Raw genomic sequence first — 24,009 nt, 5'->3', positions numbered from 1 at the left:
TGAACGTAGCGTGTGATCCGTGCGCGAAGCCTTCGGACAGACCTTCGACATCCCGGCGGGCTATCTCAACACGGCAAGTATCGGTGTGCCACCGACCGTGGCCGCCGACGCGGTGGAGGCGGCGGTGCGGCGGTGGCGGCTCGGCGCGGACGTGCCGCCCGGCTTCGACGCCGACGTGGCCGCCGCGAGGGCGGCCTTCGCCGCGTTGGTCGGCGTGGACGCGGCCCAGGTGGCGATCGGGGCCAGCGCCTCCCAGCTGATCGCGCTGGCCGCCGCGTCCGTGCCGGACGGCGCCCGGGTGCTCGTGCCGGACGGCGAGTTCACCAGCACGACCTTCCCGTTCGCGGCGCTGGGGCACCGGGGGATCAAGGTGACCGAGGTGCCGCTGGCCGAGGTCCCGGACGCGATGCGTGACCACGACGTGCTGGCCGCCAGCGTCGTGCAGTCCAGCGACGGGGCCGTGCTCGACCTCGACGCCGTGCGCCGCAACCGGGCCGGCGTCACCGTCGTGCTCGACGCCACCCAGGCCCTGGGCTGGCTGCCGGCCGACCTCGCCTGGGCCGACTACGTGGTCGCCGCCGGCTACAAGTGGCTGATGACGCCCCGTGGCGCGGCGTGGATGGCGCTTCACCCGGACGTGCTGGACCGGACCCTCCCGCTGGTCGCGAACTGGTACGCCGGCGAGGACCCCTGGCAGACCGTCTACGGCCTGCCGCTGCGACTGGCCGGCGACGCCCGTCGGCTCGACCTCTCGCCCGCCTGGTTCTCCCACGTCGGCGCGGCGGCCGTGCTGCCGTGGCTGGCGTCGCTGGACGTCGAGGCGGTCCGCCGGCACAACGTCGGCCTGGCCAACCTGTTCCTCGACCGGCTCGGCCTGCCGCCCGGTGAATCCGCCATCGTTTCCGTCGACGCGAATGCCACCCGATTGGCGCAGGCCGGTGTGCGGCATTCGGTCCGAGCCGGCCGCGTCCGGTTGTCGTTTGCCCTGAACAACACGGTCGACGACGTGGAACTGGCGGTCCGGTCGCTGCTCCGGTGACGGATCGTGATGGGGTCGGCCGAATCGTGTCGCAATCGCTCACCCGTTACGGTGCTGGTTGTGTCGGAGTCGTATCCCCCTTCCGATCAGGCGACCTGGCGGACCAGTCCGATGACGGCCGGGCCGTCTGACACCTCGCCGTTCCAGCTGCCCCCGGAGTTCTACGACCCGGAGCCCAGCGGCGGCCCCCAGCCGCCCGACCGGCGCAACAAGCTGCTGCTCCAGGGCCTGGGTCTGGTCGGTGTCGCCGTGCTGTCGGGCCTGCTGTTCTGGGCCGTGCAGCCCTCGCACGTCGCCGGCGTCGCCGAGGCGCAGGCCCCGCAGGGCGTGGTCGCCGGCAAGTACACCTTCGTCCGGGTCGCCGGCCCCGCCACCGACGCCAACTGCGCGCAGCACGCCTTCGGCAAGACGCAGACGTTCCTCCAGACCCACCCGTGCCAGCAGCTGGTGCGGTCCCTGTACCGGACCACCACCAAGGACGGCACCGTCGCCGTGGTGTCGGTGGTCGACGTCAAGATGCCCAGCGCCGACGCCACCCAGCAGCTGCGGACGCTGACCAGCCAGGACAACACCGGCAACATCACCGACCTGCTCAAGGACGGCGGCGTGACGGCGACCGACATGCCCACCACCGATCAGCTCCAGGACGGCGGCTACGCGTCCACCACCAACGGCGACGTCACCACCATCACGCTGTCGGCGTGCGTCGGCGCCCACCAGGACAAGGCGGCGCTCAAGGACATCAGCACCGACGCCCTGGGCCTCACCGGCAAGTGACCCCCAATGCAGGGAAGGACGCCTTACCTGCGTCCAATGCGGGTAAGGCGTCCTTCCCTGCATTGGACGGGTCAGGCGGGCTGGCCGGGGAGCGGGGGCGTCGCCGGGGTCTGGCCGCCGGACTGCCGCCAGGTCATGGCCCGCACGGCGCCGTCGGTGAGGGCGGCCAGCGCCGTCTTCCGGATCCCGGCGTCCGCCGTGTACTCGAGCACCGACCGCCACGCCGACACCACGTCGGTCTCGGCCGCCACCAGCAGCACGAACGCCGACGAGGCGTTGGTCAGCGGCTGCGGCACGCTGTAGCCGGGCTCGGCCGGCTTCGGCGTCGCGCCGGCCTTCTGGAGGGTGGCGGTCACCGCGTCCCGGCGGACGGTGTGGGCCTCGGCGCCCTTGGTCAGCGCGGCGTCGGAGGCGGCCGGCAGGTAGGCGCCGGCCAGCCCGTACGCCCAGATCGCGGCGTGCTCGGCGGCCAGCGCTCGTTGGAGGGCGTCGACGGTCTCGGTCGGCACGGGGGAGGTCACGACAGCAGCTCCTTCAGGCACGCGCAGCCGGCGACGACGGAGCCGACCAGCCCGGCGCGGTAGCCGGGCGCGTTCAGCGCCACCCGGGTGGCCTGCTCCACGGCGGATCCCAGCGAGGCCGTCAGGCCGGCGACGGCGGCGGCCTGATCCGGGTAGGTCTTGCCCTGCGGCGGGCTCGACGGCGTGGTCGACGCGGAGGTCGACGGCGGCGGTGTGGCGCGGTCGATCTCCTTGCGCAGCGCGACGGCCTGCGCCTCCCGGTTGGTGGCGACGAGCTGGAACTTGGCCGCCAGCGCGGGGTACGCGGCGACCAGCCCGCGGGCGGTCGCGGCGTCCGCGGCGGCGGCGTCCGCGAGCGCTGCCAGCGGGTCCGGTGGCGGCGGGGCGGGCGGCTGCGTGGTGCACGCGGCGACGGCCGGCGCGGCGACGGCCGCGAGCGCGGCGAGCCGCAACAGGGCCCGGCGGCCGAGCAGAGGGGTCACGGTGAGTCATCTTGCCAGCAACACCCGACCCACTCCGGTCCACGTGCGTCTGGACGGCTCAGTGACGAGATACGCTTGGCGACCACGACCGGCGACGCTATCGCCGGTCGATGTCGTCACGTCCGCGTGGCGGCAGGCAGGAACTGCGACGCAGGGGAGTGAGAACGTGTCCAGCGCGCCGCGCGGGGAGATAACCGCGCAGCTCGAACCGGTCGTCCGGGAGGCCGTCTCGGCGATCGGCTTCGATCTCGAGCTGCTCGACGTGCAGCAGGCTGGGCGTCGCCGACTGGTCAAGGTGGTCGTCGACGGCGAGGAGGGCGTCGGCCTCGACGAGATCGCCGAGGCCAGCCGCGTCGTGGCCGCCGCGCTCGACGAGCACGACCACGTGCTCGCGGGCCCGTACACGCTCGAGGTGACCTCGCCCGGCCTGGACCGGCCGCTGACCGCGCCCCGCCACTGGCGGCGCGCGAAGTTCCGGCTGGTCAAGGTGCGCCAGACCGACGGGGACGAGTTCCTCGGCCGGGTCGGCCGGGTCACCGACGAGACCGTCCAGCTGCTGGTCGCCGGCCAGCTGCGGGAGGTCGCCCACGGGTCCGTGGAGCGGGCCGTGGTGGAAGTGGAGTTCCGGCAGCCGCCGGTCGAGGAGTTGGCGCTGTTGGAGCGCGGCTGTCAGGAGGAGTCCGAATGAACGTCGACATCGCCGCCCTCCGGGCGATCGAACGGGACAAGGACATCCCCTTCGAGACCGTCATCGAGGCCATCGAGACCGCGCTGCTGACGGCGTACAAGCACACCGACGGCCACATCGCGCACGCCCGGGTGGACATCGACCGCAAGACCGGCGTGGTCCGCGTGCTGGCCCAGGACATCGGCCCGGACGGCGTGGTCAACGAGGAGTGGGACGACACCCCCGAGGGGTTCGGCCGCATCGCCGCCACCACCGCCCGCCAGGTCATCCTCCAGCGCCTGCGCGACGCCGAGCACGAGCGCACCTTCGGCGAGTTCGCGGCCAAGGAGGGCGAGATCATCGCCGGCGTCGTGCAGCGCGACGCCCGCGCCAACTCGCGCGGCATGGTGGTGGTCCAGGTGGGTGACACCGAGGGCGTGCTGCCGCCGGCCGAGCAGGTGCCCGGCGAGCGCTACGAGCACGGCGAGCGGATCAAGTGCTACGTGGTCGGCGTGTCCCGGGGCGCCCGCGGCCCGCAGATCACGCTGTCCCGCACCCACCCGAACCTGGTGCGCCGGCTGTTCGCGCTGGAGGTGCCCGAGATCGCCGACGGCACCGTGGAGATCCCGGCGGTGGCACGTGAGGCGGGTCACCGTTCCAAGATCGCGGTGCGGTCCACGGTGGCCGGCGTGAACGCCAAGGGCGCCTGCATCGGCCCGATGGGCGCGCGCGTGCGCAACGTGATGAGCGAGCTGGCCGGCGAGAAGATCGACATCATCGACTTCTCCGAGGACTCGGCCACCTTCGTCGGGAATGCCTTGTCCCCGGCCAAGGTTGTGTCCGTGCGGGTGCTCGACGAGCGGGCCAAGACGGCGCGCGTGGTGGTGCCGGACTTCCAGCTCTCCCTGGCCATCGGCAAGGAGGGCCAGAACGCCCGGCTCGCGGCCCGGCTGACCGGCTGGCGCATCGACATCCGCAGCGACGCCGAGGTGGTCGCGCCGACCGGTCCGGTATCCGGTTCGGCAGAGTGAGCCCGAGGGGATAGAATCTTCGGTGGTTCGTCGTCAAGAACCGGCACCCCTGACCACCGGCCCCGTCCGGACGTGTGTGGGATGCCGCGCCAGGGCGTCGGACTCCGAGCTGCTGCGCGCGGTGGTCAGGGACGAGACCGTGGTCCCGGACCCGAGGCGCAGGCTGCCCGGCCGGGGCGCGTGGTTGCATCCCGATCCGGCGTGCCTGCGTGCCGCCGAGCGACGTCGGGCGTTCCCGCGGGCCCTCCGGGTCCAGGGGCCGCTCGATCTCGCGGTCCTGACCGCTCACGTCGAGTCGGTGCAGCTGGGGAAGACGTCGCAGGAGCCCCCTGCGGCGGATGAGTAGAGGAAGCAGGTCGACCCGTCATGAGTCAGCCGTGAAGCTGAAGACATGATCGCGCGACGATAGGACGAGGTCGAGCGGGCTGTTGCCGCCGGCCTCCCTAGACGAGGAGAGCAGTGGCAGGCAAGGCCCGAGTGCACGAGCTCGCGAAGGAGCTCGGCGTCACGAGCAAGGAAGTGCTCAACAAGCTCGCCGAACAGGGCGAGTACGTGAAGTCCGCGTCCTCCACGGTCGAGGCCCCGGTGGCCCGACGGCTGCGGGACGCCTACGAGAAGGGCGGCGCCAAGCCCAGGGGCGGCGCCCCGAAGCCCGGCCCGCGTCCGGGACCGCCGGCGGCGAAGCCCGCTCCGGAGCCCGCCGCGACCGGTTCCGCGCCGCAGGGCGGATCCGCCCCCAAGCCGGCCGGCGCCCCCGGCCAGCGTCCCCCCATGCCCGGCCCGCGTCCGGGTCCGCGCCCCAGCCCCAAGCCGGCGGAGACCCCGGCCGCCGCGGCGGCCGCTCCGGCCGAGACCGCCCAGGCCCCGGCTCCGCAGGCTCCGAAGCCGCCTACGCAGCCGCAGCTGTCCAGCCCGGCCCCCGCGCCGGCGCCGCAGCAGCAGCGTCCCCAGCCGTCGCAGCAGGCCCCGGCCGCCGCGTCGGCCGGTCAGCAGGCGCCGTCCCGGCCGCAGTCCCAGGGCCAGGGCAACCGTCCCGGCCCGCGTCCCGGCCCCCGGCAGCAGCCGCAGCAGGACGGCGGCGCCACGGTGCCGCCGCGCCAGCAGGGCCCCAAGCCCGGCCCGCGCGCGCCGCGTCCCGGCAACAACCCCTTCGGCGTGGGCTCCAACGCGCCCGCGCCGCGTCCCAGCGGGCCCCGTCCGGGCCCGCCCGCCCAGGGCGGCGGCGACCGGCCGCGTCCCGGTGACGGCCGGCCCGACCGCGCCCCGCGCGGCGACCGTCCGTCCGGCGACCGCGGCGGCGATCGCGGTCCCCGCCCGACCCCGGGCAACATGCCGCCTCGGCCCAACCCGGGCATGATGCCGCCCCGACCGGCCCGGCCGGCCGGTGGTGGCGGCCGCTCCGGCGGTCCCGGTGGTGGCGGCGGCCGCGGTCCCGGTGGGGGCGGCGGTGGCGGTGGCTTCCGTGGCGGTCCCGGTGGGGGCGGCGGCGGTGGCGGTTTCCGTGGCGGCCCTGGTGGCGGCGGCGGTGGCGGCGGTTTCCGTGGCGGTCCCGGTGGGGGCGGCGGCGGTGGCGGTGGCTTCCGTCCCGGCGGCGGTGGCGGCGGTGGCGGTGGCTTCCGTCCGGGTGGTGGCGGCGGCGGTGCCGGCGCTCCGGCCGGTGGTGGCGGCGGCTTCCGCGGTGGCGGCGGTCGTCCGGGTGGTCCCGGCGGTCGCGGCGGCGCCGCGGGTGCGTTCGGCCGTCCCGGTGGTCCCGCGCGCCGTGGTCGCAAGTCGAAGCGCCAGAAGCGCCAAGAGTTCGACAACATGCAGGCGCCCAGCGTCGGCGGCGTCCGTCTGCCCAAGGGCAACGGCGAGGCCATCCGGCTGCCGCGCGGCGCGTCGCTGACCGACTTCGCGGAGAAGATCAACGCGAACCCGGCGGCGTTGGTGCAGGTGCTGTTCCACCTCGGTGAGATGGTCACCGCGACCCAGTCCGTCTCCGACGAGATCCTGGAGCTCCTGGGCTCGGAGATGAACTACGTGGTCAACGTGGTCTCCCCCGAGGAGGAGGACCGCGAGCTGCTGGAGACCTTCGACATCACCTACGGCGAGGACGCCGGTGGCGAGGACGACCTCGTGATCCGGCCGCCGGTGGTGACCGTCATGGGTCACGTCGACCACGGTAAGACCCGACTGCTGGACACGATCCGCAAGGCGAACGTGCACGAGGGCGAGGCCGGCGGCATCACCCAGCACATCGGCGCCTACCAGGTCGAGACCTCGCTGGAGGGCAAGCCGCGGCTGATCACCTTCATCGACACCCCGGGTCACGAGGCGTTCACCGCCATGCGTGCCCGTGGCGCCAACTCCACCGACATCGCGGTCATCGTCGTCGCCGCTGACGACGGCGTGATGCCGCAGACGGTGGAGGCGATCAACCACGCCCAGGCGGCCGGCGCGCCGATCGTGGTCGCGGTGAACAAGATCGACAAGGAAGGCGCGAACCCGCAGAAGATCCGCCAGCAGCTGACCGAGTACAACCTGGTGGCCGAGGAGTACGGCGGCGACACCATGTTCGTCGACATCTCGGCCAAGCAGGGTCTGCACATCGACCAGCTGCTGGAGGCGATCCTGCTGACCGCGGACGCCGCGCTCGACCTGCGGGCCAACCCGAACATGGAGGCCCAGGGCGTCGCGATCGAGGCGCACCTGGACCGCGGTCGCGGCCCGGTGGCCACGGTGCTGGTGCAGCGCGGCACGCTGCGGGTGGGCGACTCGATCGTCGCCGGCGACGCCTACGGGCGCGTCCGGCGCATGGTCGACGAGCACAACGAGGACGTCATCGAGGCGATGCCGTCCCGTCCTGTGCAGGTGATCGGTCTGACCTCGGTGCCCGGGGCCGGCGACACCTTCCTGGTCGTGGACGAGGACCGGGTGGCCCGGCAGATCGCCGAGCGCCGCCAGGCCCGCACCCGCAACGCCCTCAACGCGTCCCGCCGCAAGCGCGTCAGCCTGGAGGACCTGGACGCCGCGCTGAAGGAGACCAGCCAGCTCAACCTGGTCATCAAGGGCGACAACTCCGGCACCGTCGAGGCGCTGGAGTCCGCGTTGATGAACATCGAGGTCGGCGACGACGTCGAGCTGCACGTGGTGCACCGCGGCGTCGGTGGTGTCACGGAGAGCGACATCAACCTCGCCACCGCGACGGACAACACCATCGTCCTGGGCTTCAACGTCCGGGCCGAGGGCCGGGCCACGGAACTCGCCAACCGCGAGGGCGTCGAGGTCCGCTACTACACGGTCATCTACCAGGCGATCGACGAGATCGAGCAGGCCCTCAAGGGCTTGCTCAAGCCGGAGTACGAGGAGGTGCAGCTCGGCCGGGCCGAGGTGCGCGACGTCTTCAAGTCCTCCAAGGTCGGCACGATCGCGGGCTGCCTGGTGATGTCCGGCGAGCTCAAGCGCAACTCGAAGGCGCGCCTGATCCGCGACAACGTCGTGATCCAGGAGAGCCTGACCCTCACCTCGCTGCGTCGCTTCAAGGACGACGTGACCGAGGTCCGCGAGGGCTTCGAGTGCGGTCTCACCCTCGGCAACTACGGCGACCTGCGGGTCGGCGACACCGTCGAGACGTACGAGATGCGGGAGAAGCCCCGCAACTGAACAAGTGGCGCCCGCGGGGCCGGCTCTCGGCCGGCCCCGCTGGGCGTCCGCCCATGGTGATGCCCATGTTCGTCGGTGCCCTCGAGTTGGACGTGCTGCTGGGCGACGTCCACTCGCTGAAGGAGAAGCGTTCCGTGGTCCGGCCGGTGCTGGCCGAGATCCGACGCAAGTACGAGGTCTCGGTCGCCGAGGCCGGTCATCTCGACCTGCACCGCCGCGCCCTGGTCGGGGTGTCGGTGGTCGCCGCCGACGCGGAGCACGTCCGGGACGTGCTCGACGCGTGCGAGCGGCTGGTGTCCTCCCGGCCCGAGCTCCAGGTCCTGTCCGCGCGGCAGCGGCTGCTCGGCCCCGAGGACGACTAGTACCTGTCACTACTCATGAGGAGGAGCGCCGTGGCCGATCAGGCCCGCGCCCGCAGGCTCGCCAAGCGGATCGCCCAGATCGTGGCGTCCGCGCTGGAACACGAGGTGAAGGACCCCCGGCTGGCCCGGGTCACCATCACCGACGCCCGGGTCACCCCCGACCTGCACGACGCGACCGTGTACTACACCGTGCTCGGCGACAACCTGGAGTCCGCTCCCGACCACGCCGGCGTCACCGCCGCGCTGACCAGCGCGACCGGTGTGCTGCGGACCATGGTGGGGCAGCAGACCGGCGTGCGGTTCACGCCCACGCTGGCCTTCGTCGCCGACACCGTCCCGACCGACTCCAAGCGGATCGAGGAGCTGCTGGCCAAGGCCCGCGAGTCGGACGCCGAGGTGGCGCAGCTGGCCTCCGGCGCGCAGCCGGCCGGCGAGGCCGACCCGTACAAGGCTCCCCGCGAGGAGGAGTCGGACTCGGAGTGACGGTAGCGTTCGGGTGTGACCGCACCCGAGGTTGATGTCACGGCCGCCGCCGCCCTGCTGGGCGCGGCGGCCGACGTCACGCTGCTGGCCCACGTCAATCCCGACGCCGACGCGTTGGGCAGCGCGCTGGCCCTGGGCCTGGCGCTGCGGCGGCGCGGCGCGACCGTCCGCGTGTCCTTCGGCGCGCCGTCCGCGGTGCCGGAGTCGTTGCGGGTACTGGATTCCGAGGGCCTCTTCGTGCCCGCCGCCGAGGTGCCGGCCGTAGTGCCGGTGCTGGTGGCCCTGGACACCGGCAGCGTGGACCGGCTCGGCCCGCTCGGCGACCGGGTGGCCACCGCCGACGTCTCGCTCGTCGTCGACCATCACGTGTCGAACACCCGCTACGGCAGCCACAACCTGGTCGACGACCGCGCCGAGGCCACCGCCGTGATCGTGGCCCGGCTGCTGGACGAGCTCGCCGTCGAGATCGACGAGCCGATCGCCCGCTGCCTGTACGCCGGCATCGCCACCGACACCGTGTCCTTCCGTTTCGCCAAGCCGGAAACGCACCGGCTGGCCGCCCGGCTGCTGGAGGCCGGCGTGGACGGCGCCGGCCTGATCCGCGGCCTGATGGACAGCCACCCGTTCGCCTGGCTGGGCATGCTCGCCTCGGTGCTGTCGGCCGCCCAGCTGGAGCCGGATGCCGCTCAGGGGCTGGGTTTCGTGCACGCCGTCGTGCGTCGGGCCGACGCCGCCGGGGTGCGGGCGGAGGAGGTCGAGAGCGTCATCGACGTCGTGCGGTCGACCTCGGAGGCCGAAGTCGCCGCAGTCCTGAAGGAAACCCCGTCCGGGGAGTGGACCGTCTCGCTGCGGGCCGTCGGGCGGCTGGACGTGCGGTCGGTGGCCGTGCGGTTCGGCGGCGGCGGTCACCGCCTGGCCGCCGGCTTCACCGGCCACGGCACCGCCGAGGAGGTCGTCGCCGGCATCCGCGCCGCCCTCGCCGAGGCTACCCCCGCCCACTAGCACCGCCCGCCTTTTCTGCCACATGCGCTTCCTATGTGTCATCTGATGCCACATAGGAAGCGCATGTGGCGTTTCCGGTAAATGCGCCGATCTGGTCTAGACCACCTTGAGGGGCGGCGGTATCGTCGGAGATCCGGCCGCCGCCGTCCTTCGACGATGGGAGCTGGCCATGTTCGGTCGGATATCGCGGACCCTGACGGCAGTCCTTGCCGCCGCGCTAACCGTTCCGGCGCTCGGTCTGGCGTCCGCACAGGCGAACCCTGCCGCGCCGCAAGCGGACACCTGCGCCGTCAAATCACGGCCCGCGGGCAAGGTGCTCCAGGGCTACTGGGAGAACTGGGACGGCGCCGTCAACGGCGTGCACCCGGGCCTGGGCTGGATACCGGTCACCGACAGCCGGATCGCGCAGCACGGCTACAACGTCATCAACGAGGCCTTCCCGGTGATCCGCTCGGACGGCACGGCGCTGTGGCAGGACGGCATGGACGCGAACGTGAAGGTCGGCACGCCGGCCGACAACTGCGCGGCCAAGGCCGCCGGCGCGACCATCCTGATGTCCATCGGCGGCGCGGCCGCCGGCATCGACCTGAGCTCGTCCACGGTGGCCGACAAGTTCGTCAGCACGATCGTGCCGATCCTCAAGGCCTACAACTTCGACGGCATCGACATCGACATCGAGACCGGCCTCACCGACAGCGGCAACATCAAGACGCTGTCGGCCTCGCAGTCCAACCTGATCCGCATCATCGACGGCATCCTGGCCAAGATGCCGTCCAACTTCGGCCTGACGATGGCGCCGGAGACCGCCTACGTCACCGGCGGCAGCATCACCTACGGCTCGATCTGGGGCGCGTACCTGCCGATCATCAAGAAGTACGCGGACAACGGCCGGCTGTGGTGGCTGAACATGCAGTACTACAACGGCAGCATGTACGGCTGCAAGGGCGACTCGTACCAGGCCGGCACCGTGCAGGGCTTCACCGTGCAGACCCAGTGCCTCAACAACGGCCTGGTGGTGCAGGGCACGACGATCAAGGTGCCCTACGACAAGCAGGTTCCCGGCCTGCCGGCGCAGGCCGGCGCCGGCGGCGGCTACATGTCCACCGGGCTGGTCTCGCAGGCGTACAAGAGCGTCAGCGGGATCAAGGGCCTGATGACGTGGTCGATCAACTGGGACGGCTCGAAGAGCTGGACCTTCGGCAACAACGTGAAGTCCCTCGAGGGGCGGTAGTTCTACCGCAGGAACACCGCCCAGCCGTCCGCGTCGGGATGCCTGTTCATGCCGACGCGGACGGCCAGCCGGATCGCCGGCTCGTTGTCCGGGCGGGTCTCCACCAGCACCGGCCAGTCCGGGTGGATCTCGTTCGCCACGGCGATGGCCTTGCGCGCCATCTCCGTGGCGATGCCTTTTCCTTGCAGTTCCGGCCAGATCCGGTAGTACAGGTTCCACACGGATCGGCCGCGCCAGGTTTTCGGCTTCACGCCGCCGAATCCGGCGGTCCGGCCGTCGAAGTCGATCCGCCAGTAGCCGTGCTCGCCGGCGTCCCAGACGGCGCAGAAGTCCTTGAGCAGCCGGTTGAGCGCCTCGACCGACCGGGGCTTGTCCTCGACCGCGTGCAGGGCGAGGAACTCGTCCAGGTCGGCCATGGTCACGCGGGTCAGTGAAAGCCGTTGCGTGGTAACGGTATTCATCCGAGCACCTCGCTCAGCACGTGCCGGGAGTTGGCCGACAGCCCGGGATTCGTGTCGCGGTAGTAGGGCAACTGGACCAGGGCGATGGACATGGCCCAGGCGCGGCCGCGTTCCCAGGTGTCATCGTCGACGTCCAATTCGGCGCGGAACACCGAGCGGGCGTCGGCGGGCAGGAGGTTCCAGGCCACGACGAGGTCCACAGTGGGGTCGCCGATGCCGACACCACCGAAGTCGATCACGGCGGAGAGGCGGCCGTCCCGCACGAGCACGTTGCCGGGGGAGAGGTCGCCGTGCGACCAGAAGACGCCGGGCGGCTCGGGCAGGGTGATGGCCCGGTCCCACAACGCCAGGGCTTCACCGGTGTCGATGTCGTCATGGAGCTGGGAGATGGCCTCACGGGTGAGGGCGTCGCGGCCGGGCGAACCCAACGGCACGCCGCGGCTCTGCGCCGGCCCGCCGGTGGGATCGATCTTGCGCAGGGCCTGGACGAACTCGGCCAGGTCGAGGGCCAACGCCTCCGGATCGGCCAGGGCGCCGACAACCGGATTGCGGCCGTCGATCCACCGCAGAACGGCCCACGGAAACGGGAAGTCGTCGTCGGGTTCGCCGACCGCGACCGGGACCGGCACCTCGACCGGCAGTTGTGGGGCCAGCACGGCCGGCCAGTGCTGCTCCTTGCGCAGGCCGTCCGCCACGAACTGCCGGCGTGGCAGCCGAACGGCCAACTCGCTGCCCAGGCGGTACATGGCGTTGTCGGTGCCCGAGGAATCGACACGTTCGATGGGGAGATCGGCCCAGTGCGGGAACTGCGCGGCGAGCAGCCGCCGCACCAGCCCGGAGTCGATGTCGATCTCGTCCGCGTGCATGCGCATGGCCACATACTGGGACAACGCAACCGTAAGTGCCATCACATAATTCGCGGACCGGGGGGCGCGCCGTGCACCCTGGGACGGTGACAGTGCGCTCCGGTTCGGCCCGTCAGGTCTTCTCCCTGGCGGTTCCGGCCCTTGGCGTACTCGCGGCCGAGCCGCTGTACGTGCTCGTCGACACGGCCGTGGTCGGCCACCTCGGCGCGCTGCCGCTGGCCGGCTTGGCGCTCGGTGGCCTGCTGTTCTCCCAGGTCTCCAGCGCGCTGACCTTCCTCTCGTACGGCACCACCTCGCGCACCGCGCGCCTGCACGGCGCCGGCCGTCGCGGCGAGGCCGTCGAGGAGGGCGTGCAGGCGACCTGGCTGGGATTCGCGGTCGGTCTCGCCGTCCTGATCCTGGGCCAGTTGCTCGCCGCGCCGGTCGCGGAGTTGTTGGCGGGCAAGGGACCCATCGCGGACGCCGGCGTGAGTTGGCTGCGTATCGCGCTGTTCGGCGCGCCGATGGTGCTGATCACGATGGCCGGCAACGGCTGGATGCGCGGCGTGCAGGACACCAAGCGCCCGCTGGTGTACGTGCTGTTGGGCAACGGGCTTTCGGCCGTGCTGAACCCGATCCTCGTGTTCGTGCTCGGCTGGGGCCTGGAGGGTTCCGCCATCGCCAACGTGTTTGCGCAAACGGTCGCGGCGACGCTGTTCGTCACCGCGCTGGTCAAGGAGAAGGTGCCGCTGAAGCCGGTGCCGCGCCTGATCAGGGCGCAGCTGGGCCTCGGCCGGGACCTGGTGATCCGCACACTGGCGTTCCAGCTGTCGTTCATCTCCGCGTTGTCGGTGGCCTCCCGCACGTCCGCGGACGCGGTCGGCGCGCACCAGATCGTGTTGCAGCTGTGGAGCTTCCTCGCACTGGTGCTGGACTCGCTGGCCATCGCGGCGCAGGCGCTCGTCGGCGCGTCGCTCGGCGCGGGGCGGGACGACGAGGCGAAGTCCCTTGCCTGGCAGGTGACTCGCTACGGCCTGATGTTCGGCGTCGTGCTGTCGGTGCTGTTCGCCGCGCTGTACGACGTCATTCCGCGCGTGTTCACCACCGCGCCCGGGGTGCTGGCCGAGATCCCGCACGCGTGGTGGTTTTTCGTGCTGATGCAACCGATCGCGGGTGTGGTGTTCGCGTTGGACGGTGTGCTGCTCGGCGCCGGCGACGCCGCTTTCCTCCGCACCGCAACGGTTGTCAGCGCGCTGGTCGGGTTCGTGCCGCTGGTCTGGCTGTCGCTGGCGTTCCACTGGGGACTGCTGGGCATCTGGGTCGGGCTGTCCACGTTCATGGCGTTCCGGCTGGTCGCGGTGGTGCTGCGCACCCGGTCCGGGCGCTGGGCCGTCACGGGCGTGTGACGGACTGCACGTCTGAAGCGGTTAACACGCCCCTGTGCTGCGGCGATACCCGTATTGGATCTCCCCTACATCTGACTTTTGGAAGGACAGCCGTGCCGGCCTCGCGCGCCACCCGTCAAGCCTGGGTGGTCTGGATCACCGCCGTCGTCGTCTACCTTTTCGCCGTCTTCCACCGGTCCTCGCTCGGCGTGGCCGGACTGGCTGCCGCCGACCGCTTCGGCGTCGGCCCCGCCGCGCTCAGCACGTTCACCGTGCTCCAGGTCTTCGTCTACGCCGCCATGCAGGTGCCCACCGGCCTGCTGGTCGACCGGTTCGGCCCGCGCAAGCTGCTCACCGCGGCGGCGATCTTCATGGGGCTGGGCCAGATCCTGTTCGCCGTCGCCGACAGCTACCCGCTCGGCCTGATCGCCCGCGGCGTGCTCGGTCTCGGCGACGCCATGACGTGGGTCAGCGTGCTGCGCCTGATCGGCGGGCACTTCCCGGCCCGCAAGTACGCCGTGGTGATGTCGCTGTCGGCGATGATCGGCTCCGCCGGCAACCTGGTCGCCACCGTGCCGCTCACCCTCTCGCTGCACAACGCCGGCTGGACGCTGACGTTCCTCGTCGCCGGCGTGGCCACCGCCGCGTACGCCACCGTCGCCGCGACGCGACTGCGGGACCTGCCCGAGGGCGCGCCGAAGCCGGTTGTGCCGCGGGTCACGCCGCGAGAGGTCGCTCGCAACATCGCCGCCGCGTGGCGTACCCCCGGCACCCGTCTCGGTTTCTGGGTGCACTTCAGCACGATGGTCGCGCCGACCACGCTCGGCCTGCTGTGGGGCGTGCCGTATCTCGTGCAGGCGCAGGGACTCAGTGTCGAGACCGCCGGCTCCGTGCTGAGCCTGCTGGTCATCGGCGGCCTCATCCTCAGCCCGGTCGTCGGCACGCTGATCAGCCGCAACCCCGAGTTGCGGGTGCCGCTGGCGGCCGCGTACCTGGCCACCTCCGGCGTGCTGTGGACGCTGCTGCTGGTCGTGCCCGGCCGGATCCCGTTGTGGCTGCTGGTGATCGCGTTCGGGCTGTTCGCCGTCGGCGGCCCCGCCTCGTCCGTCGGGTTCGCGCTGGCCAAGGACTACAACCCGACGCGGATCGTCGGCACCGCGACCGGCGTGGTCAACGTCGGCGGCTTCGTCGCCACCACGATCGCCGCGCTGTCGGTGGGCGTGCTGCTCGGCGTGGCCGACGGTCTCGGCCAGCAGAACGCGTTCCGCGTCGCCTTCGTGGCGATCCTGCTCGTGCAGTCGCTGGGCACCTGGCGGATGGCCATCTGGTGGCGGCGGGCCCGCGCCGTCGTGCTGCACGCCGCCGCCCGCGGCGAGGAGGTGCCGGTGCAGCTCCGGCGCCGGCGCTGGGACGACGTCATCGAGCCCGCGGCGGCGTGACAGAATATTCGGCTGTGTCACAACCGCTTCGCTCCCGACGCCCGCAGAACCGACAGCGCACGCCCGGCACCACCGCCAACGCCGGACTGGTGGTCGTCGACAAGCCGGCCGGGCTGACCTCGCACGACGTGGTCGCCCGCGCCCGACGGATCCTCGGCACCCGCAAGGTCGGCCACGCCGGCACGCTGGACCCGATGGCGACCGGCGTGCTCGTGCTCGGCGTGGAGCGGGCCACCAAGCTGCTGGGGCATCTGGCCATGGACACCAAGGCGTACCTGGCGACGATCCGGCTCGGGGCCGCCACCACCACCGACGACGCGCAGGGCGAGGTCACCTTCACCGCCGACGGGTCGCAGGTGGACGAGGCGCAGGTGCGGGCCGAGATCGCCGAGCTGACCGGCGAGATCATGCAGGTGCCCAGTTCCGTGAGCGCCGTCAAGGTCGACGGCAAGCGCGCCTACGCCCGGGTGCGCGCCGGCGAGGAGGTCGAGCTGGCCGCCCGGCCGGTCACCGTGAGCCGGTTCGACGTGCTGGTGCTGCGGCGCGAGGAGGACGCCACCGAGCTGGACGTGATGGTGGAGTGCTCCTCCGGCACGTACGTCCGGGCGCTGGCCCGTGACCTCGGCCAGAAGCTGGGCGTCGGCGGGCACCTGGTGGCCCTGCGCCGGACCCGGGTCGGACCGTTCGACCTGCGCACCGCTCGGACGCTGGAGCAGCTGGAGGAGGAGCCGGCGCTGTCGCTGGACCTGGGTGAGGCCGTGAACACCGCCTTCCCCCGGCACGACATCGACCTGCCGTCCGCGGCGGCGCTGTCGCACGGGCGGAAGCTCCCGGCGGCCGGGATCGACGGCCCGTACGGGGTGTTCGGCCCGGACGGCCGCGCCCTGGCGCTGGCGGTCGACGCGGAGGGCGTGTCCAAGCCCCTGGTCGTGCTGGCGATCGACTGACTTGATGCAGTGAAGGGGGCATTCCTGGCGTTGAACGCTGGGAATGCCCCCTTCCGACCATCGGCGGCGACCCGCTTGGTCACCTTTCCCTCCGCGCGTCGGTACTCCTGAGTAGGCTTCTTTCTCGTGCAGCGGTGGCGTGGGCTTGAGCATCTTCCGAGCGGCTGGGGTCGCTGTGTGCTGACCATCGGCGTGTTCGACGGCGTGCACCGGGGACACCGGGAGCTGATCAACCGGGCGGTGGAGCTGGCCGCGAAGCGGGACCTGCCGTGCGTGCTGATGACGTTCGACCCGCACCCGTCCGAGGTGGTCCGCCCGGGCAGCCACCCGGCCCAGCTGACGACGCTGAAGCGCCGCGCCGACCTGGTGGAGGAGCTGGGCGTGGACGTGTTCTGCGTGCTGCCGTTCACCCCGGAGCTGTCGCGCATGCCGGCGGACGTGTTCGTGCACGAGCTGCTGGTGGAGCAGCTGCACGTGGCCGCGGTGGTGGTGGGGGAGAACTTCACCTTCGGCCGTGGCGCGGCCGGCGACGTGACGCTGCTGCGCACGCTGGGCAACCGCTTCGGCTTCACGGCCGAGGGCGAGAGCCTGGTCACCGAGGACCACCTCGTCTACTCCTCGACGTACATCAGGGCCTGCATCGACGCCGGCGACGTGGTCGCCGCCGAGCACGCGCTGGGCCGCCCGCACCGGCTGGAGGGCATCGTCGTCCGCGGCGACGGCCGGGGCCGCGACCTGGGCTTCCCGACGGCGAACCTGTCCACGCCGAAGTTCGCCGCCGTGCCGGCCGACGGCGTCTACGCCTGCCGCTTCATCCAGGGCGGTCAGGTGCGCAACGCCGCCGTCTCGGTCGGCACGAACCCGACCTTCTCCGGTCGGGAGCGCCGGGTGGAGGCGTTCGTGCTGGACGTCAGCGAGGATTTCTACGGGCAGCGGGTGGCGCTGGACTTCGTGGCGCGGCTGCGCGGGCAGCTGAAGTTCGACTCCAGCGACGCCCTGGTCGAGCAGATGCGGCTGGACGTGGAAGAGGCACGCCGGCTGCTGGTCTGAACGGCCCGTCCCACCCCGCGCCATCAGCTACGATCATCCCGGGTGCGAATGCAAACCGGACATTCGTCGGGGAAGGGGGCCACGTGGAGGACCACAAGATCGTCCAGCGCAATCTGGCGCTGCAACGTGAGTGGTACGGCGAGCCGCTCGGGGACCGGGTGCGCCGGCTCGTGGTGGCCTTCGACATCTCCCAGGCCTACCTGGCCGACGTGCTGGGCATCAGCGCGCCGATGCTGAGCCAGGTGATGAGCGGCCGGCGGGCCAAGATCGGCAACCCGGCGGTGCTGGCCCGGCTGATCATGCTCGAACGCAAGATCCTCACCCCCGGCGTGGCCTCGGGAGACCGGCCGTCGATGCAGCAGGCGCTGGAGGACGTGCGGGAATCCCGGCCCACGGTGGACCGCGACGCGCTGCCCGTGCACGACGGCCGCCCGGACGTCGCCGCCGTGCAGGCACTGCGCCGCGTCGCCCGCCCCGAGGACCTGACGCAGGCCGCCGAGACGGTTCGCGACCGCCACCCGTGGCTCGCGGAGCTGCTCCGCCGAGCAGCCTTCCCACAAGTTTGAGAACTGTGTTCATGCCTCGCGCTCAACCGGGTATGAGAACTTTCACCGCCCTCGTCCCGGATGCCGCCGCCCTCGACCACCTGGCGGCGGCACTGGCCACAGTCGACGGTCCTCAGTGGATCGCCCGGGACAAGTGGCACATCACCCTCTGCTTCCACGGGGACGGCGACGACCCGGCGGCCCGCGCCGCCTGGCTGCGGGAACGGGCCGCCGACCTGCGGCCCATCCGGCTCCGGCTGGCCTCGGCCGGCACCTTCCCCGGGGTGCTGTGGATCGGCGTCGAGGCCGACGACGGGCTGGCCGCGGCGGCGGCGGCCGTCCGGGACCACACCTCCGTCCACGTCGAGCGGCACGAGTTCGTGCCGCACCTCACCGTCGCCCGGTCGCCCCGCAAATCGCTCGACGCCATCCCCCTTGTGGGTTACAAAGGACCTTGGTGGACGTCGAGCGAGCTGGTGCTCATGCGAAGCGAGCGGACCCCGGACGGGTACCGCTATTCGGCCCTCGACGCGGTGCTGCTGCGCGGCCTCCCGTGAACACCTGCTAACCTCGGTGTTTGGGTCCGGCTGCGGTCCGTGGCGGCCGGTACCGACAACCCCCTTCGCGAAGGGGGCCCCACGGGACGACCGCAACAGAGATGAGAGCGAACAAGTGGCACTGTCCACCGAGCAGAAGAAGACCATCCTCGCCGAGTACGGCTTGAAGGACGGGGACACCGGATCTCCCGAGGCCCAGATCGCGCTGCTGAGCAAGCGCATCAGCGACCTCACCGAGCACCTGCGTTTCCACAAGCACGACCACCACTCGCGTCGTGGCCTGCTGCTGATGGTCGGCCGCCGCCGCCGGCTGTTGAACTACCTGACCAAGACCGACATCGAGCGTTACCGGTCGCTGATCCAGCGGCTCGGCCTGCGTCGATGAGCAGCGAGGGGGAGCGGCCACCGGCCGCTCCCCCTCTCCGCACGTAACCACAACAAACGAACATCGGGACACGCGCCAGCGGCGCACGGCGAGTACGGGTACGCCGGTCCTCGGTAGTGGTCCCCGGGAGCATCCCGTGGACTTCGATCGAAGACCGGCCTCGTCGCCAGGGACCGCGGGCGTCTCCCTGTGACGAGGAGAACCAACTACATGACCGATTTCGAGGTCCACGAGACCACCGCCGTCATCGACAACGGCGCGTTCGGCAAGCGCGCCGTCCGCTTCGAGACGGGCCGGCTGGCCCGCCAGGCCGCCGGCAGCGTCGTCGCCTACCTGGACGACGAGACCATGCTGCTGAGCGCCACCACGGCGTCCAAGCACCCGAAGGACCAGTTCGACTTCTTCCCGCTGACGGTGGACGTCGAGGAGCGGATGTACGCCGTCGGCCGCATCCCGGGCGCCTTCTTCCGCCGCGAGGGCCGGCCGTCCACGGACGCGATCCTCACCTGCCGCCTGATCGACCGCCCGCTGCGCCCGTCCTTCGTGGACGGCCTGCGCAACGAGATCCAGGTCGTCATCACCGTGCAGAGCCTGAACCCGGCCGACCTGTACGACGTGGTCGCGATCAACGCCGCGTCCGCCTCCACCCAGCTGGCCGGCCTGCCGTTCTCCGGCCCGATCGGCGGCGTCCGCGTCGCCCTGATCGACGGCCAGTGGGTCGCCTTCCCGACCTACGAGCTGCTGGAGCGGGCCACCTTCGACATGGTGGTCGCCGGCCGCATCGTCGGTGACGACGTCGCGATCATGATGGTCGAGGCCGAGGCCACCGAGAACGTGATCGACCTGATCGCGGGCGGCGCCGGCGCGCCGAACGAGCAGGTCGTCGCCTCCGGCCTGGAGGCCGCCAAGCCGTTCATCCGCGCCCTGTGCGTGGCCCAGCAGGAGCTGGCCGAGAAGGCCGCCAAGCCGACCGGCGAGTTCCCGCAGTACCTGGCCTACCAGCCGGACGCCTTCGAGGCCGTCGAGGCCGCGGTGAGCGGCGAGCTGGCCCAGGCGCTGACCATCGCCGGCAAGCAGGAGCGCGAGTCCCGGCTGGACGAGATCAAGGCCGCGGCGCTGGAGAAGCTGGCCGACCAGTTCGAGGGTCGCGAGAAGGAGATCGGCGCCGCGTTCCGGTCGCTGACCAAGAAGCTGGTCCGCCAGCGCGTGCTGCGCGACAAGATCCGCATCGACGGCCGCGGCCTGACCGACATCCGGCAGCTGTCCGCCGAGGTGGCCCTCGTGCCGCGGGCGCACGGCTCGGCGCTGTTCGAGCGTGGCGAGACCCAGATCCTGGGCGTCACCACGCTGAACATGCTGCGCATGGAGCAGCAGATCGACTCGCTGTCCCCGGAGACGCACAAGCGCTACCTGCACCACTACAACTTCCCGCCCTTCTCCACCGGTGAGACCGGCCGGGTCGGCTCGCCCAAGCGGCGCGAGATCGGCCACGGCGCGCTGGCCGAGCGGGCGCTGGTGCCGGTGCTGCCGAAGCGGGACGAGTTCCCGTACGCGATCCGCCAGGTCTCCGAGGCGCTGGGCTCCAACGGCTCCACCTCGATGGGCTCGGTCTGCGCCTCCACCATGTCGCTGCTCAACGCCGGTGTGCCGCTGAAGGCCCCGGTCGCCGGCATCGCCATGGGCCTGGTGTCCGACGAGGTCGACGGCGAGACCCGCTACGTCGCGCTGACCGACATCCTGGGCGCCGAGGACGCGTTCGGCGACATGGACTTCAAGGTCGCCGGCACCAAGGAGTTCGTGACCGCGCTCCAGCTGGACACCAAGCTGGACGGCATCCCGTCCGAGGTGCTGGCCATGGCGCTGGGCCAGGCCCGCGACGCCCGGCTGACCATCCTCGAGGTCATCGAGGAGGCCATCGACCGGCCGGACGAGATGTCCCCGTTCGCGCCGCGCGTCACCGCGATCAACATCCCGGTCGACAAGATCGGCGAGGTGATCGGCCCCAAGGGCAAGATGATCAACTCGATCACCGAGCAGACCGGCGCCGACATCTCCATCGAGGACGACGGCACGATCTACGTCGGCGCGGCCGACGGCCCGTCGGCCGAGGCGGCCATCGGCCTGATCAACGCGATCGCCAACCCGCAGCTGCCCAAGGTGGGCGAGCGCTTCCTGGGCACGGTCGTGAAGACCGCCGCCTTCGGCGCGTTCGTGTCGCTGCTGCCCGGCCGCGACGGCCTGGTGCACATCTCCAAGCTGGGCAACGGCAAGCGCATCGCCAAGGTCGAGGACGTGGTCAAGGTCGGCGACAAGCTCCGCGTGGAGATCGCCGACATCGACAACCGCGGCAAGATCAGCCTGATCCTCGTGAACGAGGACGAGGCCGCCGCGGCGGACGCCCCCAAGACCGACGGTGTCCCCTCTGGGCAGCCGGAGCCGGCCGCCCAGTGAGTTCCAGCAACTCGAGGACGGCCGCGGGGGTTTCCCGCGGCCGTCCTGGCTATCGGCAACGTCCGGGCAGCACGCTGACCCTGGAGCGCACCGCCGGCGGCGGCGCGGTCCGGCGCAGCCTGCTGCCGGGTGGCCTGCGCGTGGTCACCGAGCAGATCCCCGGAGTGCGGTCGGCGTCGGTGGGCATCTGGGTCAACGTCGGCTCCCGGGACGAGCTGCCGCCGGTCGCCGGCGCCGCGCACTACCTGGAGCACCTGCTGTTCAAGGGCACCGACCGGCGCACCTCGGCGGGCATCTCCGAGGAGATCGACGCGGTGGGCGGCGAGCTGAACGCGTTCACCTCCAAGGAGCACACCTGCTTCTACGCGCACGTGCTGGACCAGGACCTGCCGCTGGCGCTGGACCTGGTCAGCGACGTCGTGTTCCACGCCGTCTGCGCCGAGAAGGACATGGAGACCGAGCGCAGCGTCGTCCTCGAAGAGATCGCCATGCGCGACGACGACCCCGAGGACCTGCTGCACGAGGCGTTCTGCGAGGCCCTGATGGGCGATCACCCGCTGGGCCGGCCGGTGCTGGGCACCGAGCAGTCCATCGGGGCGATGAGCCGGGACGCGCTGTTCAACTTCTACAAGCGGCGCTACACGCTGCCGCGCATGGTGTTGGCAGTGGCCGGCAACGTCGAGCACACCCAGGTGCTGCGGCTGACCCGCAAGCTGCTGGGCGACCGGCTCAAGGGCGAGGTCGCGCCGGTCGCGCCGCGTGCCGGCCGGGCCCGCATGGGGGTGCGGCGTGAGTTGGTGCTGTGCCCCGACGACACCGAGCAGGCGCACCTGATGCTGGGCATGCGCGGCCTCGACCGGCACGACGACCGCCGGTTCGTGCTGGGTGTGCTCAACGCGGCGCTGGGCGGCGGCATGAGCTCGCGGCTGTTCCAGGAGGTCCGGGAGCGCCGGGGCCTGGCCTACCAGGTGTATTCGTCGACGGCCGCGTACGCCGACACCGGCAACCTGTGCGTGTACGCGGGCTGCACGCCGGACAAGCTCGGCGAGGTGGCCGGCGTGATCCGGGGCGTGCTGGACGACGTGGCGCGGCACGGGCTGTCGGCGGCGGAGGTGGCCCGGGGCAAGGGCCAGCTGCGCGGCGGCCTGGTGCTGGGGCTGGAGGACACCAGCTCCCGGATGTCGCGGATCGGCAAGGGCGAGCTGAACTACGGCGACCACCTCACCGTGGAGCAGACGCTGGCGCGGATCGACGCCGTCACCGACGAGGAGGTCGCCACGCTGGCCAGGGAGCTGCTGCGACGCCCCGTCTCGGGCTCCGTGGTCGGACCCTACGATCACCGTGACGACCTGCCTTCCGAGGTGCACGAGGTGATTCAGTGAGGGAGCTTGCGACCTCACCATTCAACACAGCGACGTTCGGACTCTCGCTTCCTCCGAGCGTCAGCGAGGAGGAAGCGTGAGTCGCGACTACGCCACCGAGCCGCTGCGCGTCGGGGTGCTCGGCGCCAAGGGCAAGATGGGCGCCGAGGTCTGCAACGCCGTCGAGCACGCCGACGACACGGTGCTGGTGTCGGCCATCGACCAGGGCGACCCGCTGTCGGCGCTGACCGACGCGGGCGCCGAGGTCGTCGTCGACTTCACCCACCCCGATGTGGTGATGGGCAACCTCGAGTTCGCCGTGAACAGCGGCATCCACTGCGTTGTCGGCACCACCGGCTTCACCGAGGACCGGCTGGCCACGCTGCGCGGCTGGCTCGACGTGTCGCCCGGCCTCGGCGTGCTGATCGCCCCGAACTTCGCCATCGGCGCCGTGCTGACGATGAAGTTCTCCGCGATCGCGGCCAAGTACTACGAGTCCGTCGAGGTCATCGAGCTGCACCACCCGCGCAAGGCGGACGCCCCGTCCGGCACCGCCGCGCGCACCGCGCAGATGATCGCCGCCGCGCGGGCCGAGGCCGGCCTGCCGGCCAGCCCGGACGCCACCAGTCAGGAACTGGACGGCGCCCGTGGCGCGCTCGTCGACGACGTGCGGGTGCACTCGATCCGGTTGTCCGGGCTGATCGCGCACCAGGAGGTGCTGTTCGGCACCGAGGGCGAGACGCTGTCCATCCGGCACGACTCGATGGACCGCAAGTCGTTCATGCCGGGGGTGCTGCTGGCCGTGCGCACCGTGCCGACGCTGCCCGGCCTGACCGTCGGCCTGGACTCGCTGCTCGGGCTATGAAGGCACTGTGGACCTCGGTCCTGCTGACGGCCGCGCTGGTCGTCTATCTCGTGCTGCTCACCGACCGGGCCGTGCTGCTGATCCAGTCCGGCAGCGCGGTCGGTCTGGGGCTCGGGATCGCCGTGCTGGCGCTGCCGCTGATCGGCGTGTGGTTCGTGGTGGCGCAGTGGCGTAACGGGATCCGCGTCGCCCGGCTGGCCAAGCGGCTGGCCGCGGAGGGCGGTCTGCCCGACACGTCCGACCTGCCGCGCCGGCCGTCCGGGCGGGTCGACCGGGACGCCGCCGACCAGTGGTTCGCGCAGCGGCGGGTCGAGGTGGAGGAGTCGCCCGGGGACTGGCGGGCGTGGTTCCGGCTGGCCCACGCCTACGACGTGGCCGGCGACCGGGGACGGGCGCGGGAGGCCATGCGGAAGGCGATCGAGCTCGGTGGCTGATCGGCCGATCTCCGGTAAGGTCTACGCGGGGGCAGAGAGTCGTGGGG

The 24,009-nt window shown here is 71.8% G+C and carries 25 protein-coding genes; 21 read left to right on the top strand and 4 right to left on the bottom strand.

Annotated elements, in window-relative coordinates:
* The first annotated feature begins 19 nt into the window (after positions 1-19).
* Together BCF44_RS11625 and BCF44_RS11620 are read left to right on the top strand one after the other, a co-directional pair.
* Entirely contained in the window at positions 20-1,039 is a 1,020-nt protein-coding gene (locus BCF44_RS11625) for an aminotransferase class V-fold PLP-dependent enzyme (protein ID WP_116174173.1), read from the top strand.
* Positions 1,040-1,150: 111 nt separating this feature from the next.
* On the top strand, positions 1,151-1,816 hold the full coding sequence (locus BCF44_RS11620; RefSeq protein ID WP_116174172.1) for a hypothetical protein: 666 nt from the start codon (positions 1,151-1,153) through the stop codon (positions 1,814-1,816).
* Positions 1,817-1,887: 71 nt separating this feature from the next.
* Here the strand turns inward: BCF44_RS11620 and BCF44_RS11615 are convergent, their stop codons facing one another.
* Together BCF44_RS11615 and BCF44_RS11610 are read right to left on the bottom strand one after the other, a co-directional pair.
* Positions 1,888-2,337 (bottom strand): ferritin-like domain-containing protein, encoded by a 450-nt coding sequence (locus tag BCF44_RS11615; RefSeq protein WP_116174171.1) that lies wholly within the window; start codon positions 2,335-2,337, stop codon positions 1,888-1,890.
* Entirely contained in the window at positions 2,334-2,819 is a 486-nt protein-coding gene (locus tag BCF44_RS11610) for a hypothetical protein (RefSeq protein ID WP_246014952.1), read from the bottom strand. Before BCF44_RS11610 ends, BCF44_RS11615 begins: the two co-directional genes overlap by 4 nt.
* A 166-nt stretch (positions 2,820-2,985) precedes the next feature.
* Between BCF44_RS11610 and rimP the strand changes: the two genes are divergently transcribed.
* The 8 genes from rimP (at position 2,986) to BCF44_RS11570 (ending at position 11,237) form a co-directional block, all read left to right on the top strand.
* Positions 2,986-3,507: a ribosome maturation factor RimP gene (rimP, locus tag BCF44_RS11605; RefSeq protein ID WP_116174170.1), complete on the top strand. Its 522-nt coding sequence runs from the start codon at positions 2,986-2,988 to the stop codon at positions 3,505-3,507.
* Positions 3,504-4,517 (top strand): transcription termination factor NusA, encoded by a 1,014-nt coding sequence (gene nusA, locus BCF44_RS11600; RefSeq protein ID WP_116174169.1) that lies wholly within the window; start codon positions 3,504-3,506, stop codon positions 4,515-4,517. The genes rimP and nusA overlap by 4 nt, the downstream gene beginning before the upstream one ends.
* Positions 4,518-4,539: 22 nt before the next feature.
* Positions 4,540-4,863, top strand: coding sequence for a YlxR family protein (locus BCF44_RS11595; protein ID WP_211352979.1), 324 nt, complete (start codon positions 4,540-4,542; stop codon positions 4,861-4,863).
* Positions 4,864-4,976: 113 nt separating this feature from the next.
* Entirely contained in the window at positions 4,977-8,159 is a 3,183-nt protein-coding gene (gene infB, locus BCF44_RS11590; RefSeq protein ID WP_116174167.1) for a translation initiation factor IF-2, read from the top strand.
* A gap of 65 nt (positions 8,160-8,224) precedes the next feature.
* Entirely contained in the window at positions 8,225-8,521 is a 297-nt protein-coding gene (locus BCF44_RS11585; RefSeq protein ID WP_116174320.1) for a DUF503 domain-containing protein, read from the top strand.
* A 30-nt stretch (positions 8,522-8,551) separates the two neighbouring features.
* Positions 8,552-9,004, top strand: a complete 453-nt coding sequence (gene rbfA, locus BCF44_RS11580; protein ID WP_116174166.1) for a 30S ribosome-binding factor RbfA — start codon at positions 8,552-8,554, stop codon at positions 9,002-9,004.
* A 15-nt stretch (positions 9,005-9,019) separates the two neighbouring features.
* Positions 9,020-10,006, top strand: coding sequence for a DHH family phosphoesterase (locus tag BCF44_RS11575; RefSeq protein WP_116174165.1), 987 nt, complete (start codon positions 9,020-9,022; stop codon positions 10,004-10,006).
* 169 nt (positions 10,007-10,175) lie between these two features.
* Positions 10,176-11,237 carry a chitinase gene (locus BCF44_RS11570; protein WP_116174164.1) on the top strand — a complete coding sequence of 354 codons (1,062 nt, stop codon included), beginning with the start codon at positions 10,176-10,178 and terminating at the stop codon, positions 11,235-11,237.
* 2 nt (positions 11,238-11,239) lie between these two features.
* Here BCF44_RS11570 and BCF44_RS11565 read toward each other — a convergent pair whose 3' ends face one another.
* Positions 11,240-11,698, bottom strand: a complete 459-nt coding sequence (locus BCF44_RS11565) for a GNAT family N-acetyltransferase (RefSeq protein WP_116174163.1) — start codon at positions 11,696-11,698, stop codon at positions 11,240-11,242.
* Positions 11,695-12,570, bottom strand: coding sequence for an aminoglycoside phosphotransferase family protein (locus BCF44_RS11560; protein WP_246014951.1), 876 nt, complete (start codon positions 12,568-12,570; stop codon positions 11,695-11,697). Before BCF44_RS11560 ends, BCF44_RS11565 begins: the two co-directional genes overlap by 4 nt.
* Before the next feature lie 80 nt (positions 12,571-12,650).
* Between BCF44_RS11560 and BCF44_RS11555 the strand changes: the two genes are divergently transcribed.
* The 11 genes from BCF44_RS11555 (at position 12,651) to BCF44_RS11505 (ending at position 23,962) form a co-directional block, all read left to right on the top strand.
* On the top strand, positions 12,651-13,949 hold the full coding sequence (locus tag BCF44_RS11555) for an MATE family efflux transporter (protein ID WP_246014950.1): 1,299 nt from the start codon (positions 12,651-12,653) through the stop codon (positions 13,947-13,949).
* A gap of 92 nt (positions 13,950-14,041) precedes the next feature.
* Positions 14,042-15,367 (top strand): MFS transporter, encoded by a 1,326-nt coding sequence (locus BCF44_RS11550; RefSeq protein ID WP_116174161.1) that lies wholly within the window; start codon positions 14,042-14,044, stop codon positions 15,365-15,367.
* A gap of 86 nt (positions 15,368-15,453) precedes the next feature.
* Positions 15,454-16,314 (top strand): tRNA pseudouridine(55) synthase TruB, encoded by an 861-nt coding sequence (gene truB, locus BCF44_RS11545; protein ID WP_246014970.1) that lies wholly within the window; start codon positions 15,454-15,456, stop codon positions 16,312-16,314.
* Between the two features lie 126 nt (positions 16,315-16,440).
* Entirely contained in the window at positions 16,441-17,364 is a 924-nt protein-coding gene (locus BCF44_RS11540) for a bifunctional riboflavin kinase/FAD synthetase (protein WP_116174159.1), read from the top strand.
* An 83-nt stretch (positions 17,365-17,447) separates the two neighbouring features.
* The gene (locus BCF44_RS11535; RefSeq protein ID WP_116174158.1) at positions 17,448-17,930 is read left to right on the top strand and encodes a helix-turn-helix domain-containing protein; all 483 of its coding nucleotides are present in this window, start codon (positions 17,448-17,450) and stop codon (positions 17,928-17,930) included.
* 32 nt (positions 17,931-17,962) lie between these two features.
* Entirely contained in the window at positions 17,963-18,466 is a 504-nt protein-coding gene (thpR, locus tag BCF44_RS11530; RefSeq protein WP_170217479.1) for an RNA 2',3'-cyclic phosphodiesterase, read from the top strand.
* A gap of 115 nt (positions 18,467-18,581) precedes the next feature.
* Positions 18,582-18,851 carry a 30S ribosomal protein S15 gene (gene rpsO / locus BCF44_RS11525; protein WP_116174156.1) on the top strand — a complete coding sequence of 90 codons (270 nt, stop codon included), beginning with the start codon at positions 18,582-18,584 and terminating at the stop codon, positions 18,849-18,851.
* A gap of 210 nt (positions 18,852-19,061) precedes the next feature.
* Positions 19,062-21,302, top strand: coding sequence for a polyribonucleotide nucleotidyltransferase (locus tag BCF44_RS11520; protein ID WP_116174155.1), 2,241 nt, complete (start codon positions 19,062-19,064; stop codon positions 21,300-21,302).
* The gene (locus BCF44_RS11515) at positions 21,299-22,684 is read left to right on the top strand and encodes a M16 family metallopeptidase (RefSeq protein ID WP_116174154.1); all 1,386 of its coding nucleotides are present in this window, start codon (positions 21,299-21,301) and stop codon (positions 22,682-22,684) included. Before BCF44_RS11520 ends, BCF44_RS11515 begins: the two co-directional genes overlap by 4 nt.
* 76 nt (positions 22,685-22,760) lie before the next feature.
* Positions 22,761-23,528 (top strand): 4-hydroxy-tetrahydrodipicolinate reductase, encoded by a 768-nt coding sequence (gene dapB / locus BCF44_RS11510; RefSeq protein ID WP_281283097.1) that lies wholly within the window; start codon positions 22,761-22,763, stop codon positions 23,526-23,528.
* A complete protein-coding gene (locus tag BCF44_RS11505) occupies positions 23,525-23,962 on the top strand; it encodes a tetratricopeptide repeat protein (protein WP_116174153.1) in 438 nt (145 codons plus the stop codon). The genes dapB and BCF44_RS11505 overlap by 4 nt, the downstream gene beginning before the upstream one ends.
* The last annotated feature ends 47 nt before the right edge of the window (positions 23,963-24,009 follow it).

Origin of the sequence: Kutzneria buriramensis (genome assembly GCF_003387475.1) — a bacterium.
In the GTDB taxonomy this organism is placed as follows: domain Bacteria; phylum Actinomycetota; class Actinomycetes; order Mycobacteriales; family Pseudonocardiaceae; genus Kutzneria; species Kutzneria buriramensis.
Note: the sequence above shows the minus strand (reverse complement) of the source record. Positions and strands in the feature narration are given on the sequence as shown.

Excerpts from the sequence above, each read along its gene's own strand:
- BCF44_RS11585 (WP_116174320.1), top strand. The coding sequence starts at position 8,225 with ATGTTCGTCGGTGCCCTCGAGTTGGACGTGCTGCTGGGCGACGTCCAC.
- nusA (WP_116174169.1), top strand. The coding sequence starts at position 3,504 with ATGAACGTCGACATCGCCGCCCTCCGGGCGATCGAACGGGACAAGGAC.
- thpR (WP_170217479.1), top strand. The coding sequence starts at position 17,963 with ATGAGAACTTTCACCGCCCTCGTCCCGGATGCCGCCGCCCTCGACCAC.
- BCF44_RS11520 (WP_116174155.1), top strand. The coding sequence starts at position 19,062 with ATGACCGATTTCGAGGTCCACGAGACCACCGCCGTCATCGACAACGGC.
- BCF44_RS11565 (WP_116174163.1), bottom strand. The coding sequence starts at position 11,698 with ATGAATACCGTTACCACGCAACGGCTTTCACTGACCCGCGTGACCATG.
- BCF44_RS11570 (WP_116174164.1), top strand. The coding sequence starts at position 10,176 with ATGTTCGGTCGGATATCGCGGACCCTGACGGCAGTCCTTGCCGCCGCG.
- BCF44_RS11560 (WP_246014951.1), bottom strand. The coding sequence starts at position 12,570 with ATGCGCATGCACGCGGACGAGATCGACATCGACTCCGGGCTGGTGCGG.
- BCF44_RS11620 (WP_116174172.1), top strand. The coding sequence starts at position 1,151 with ATGACGGCCGGGCCGTCTGACACCTCGCCGTTCCAGCTGCCCCCGGAG.
- BCF44_RS11505 (WP_116174153.1), top strand. The coding sequence starts at position 23,525 with ATGAAGGCACTGTGGACCTCGGTCCTGCTGACGGCCGCGCTGGTCGTC.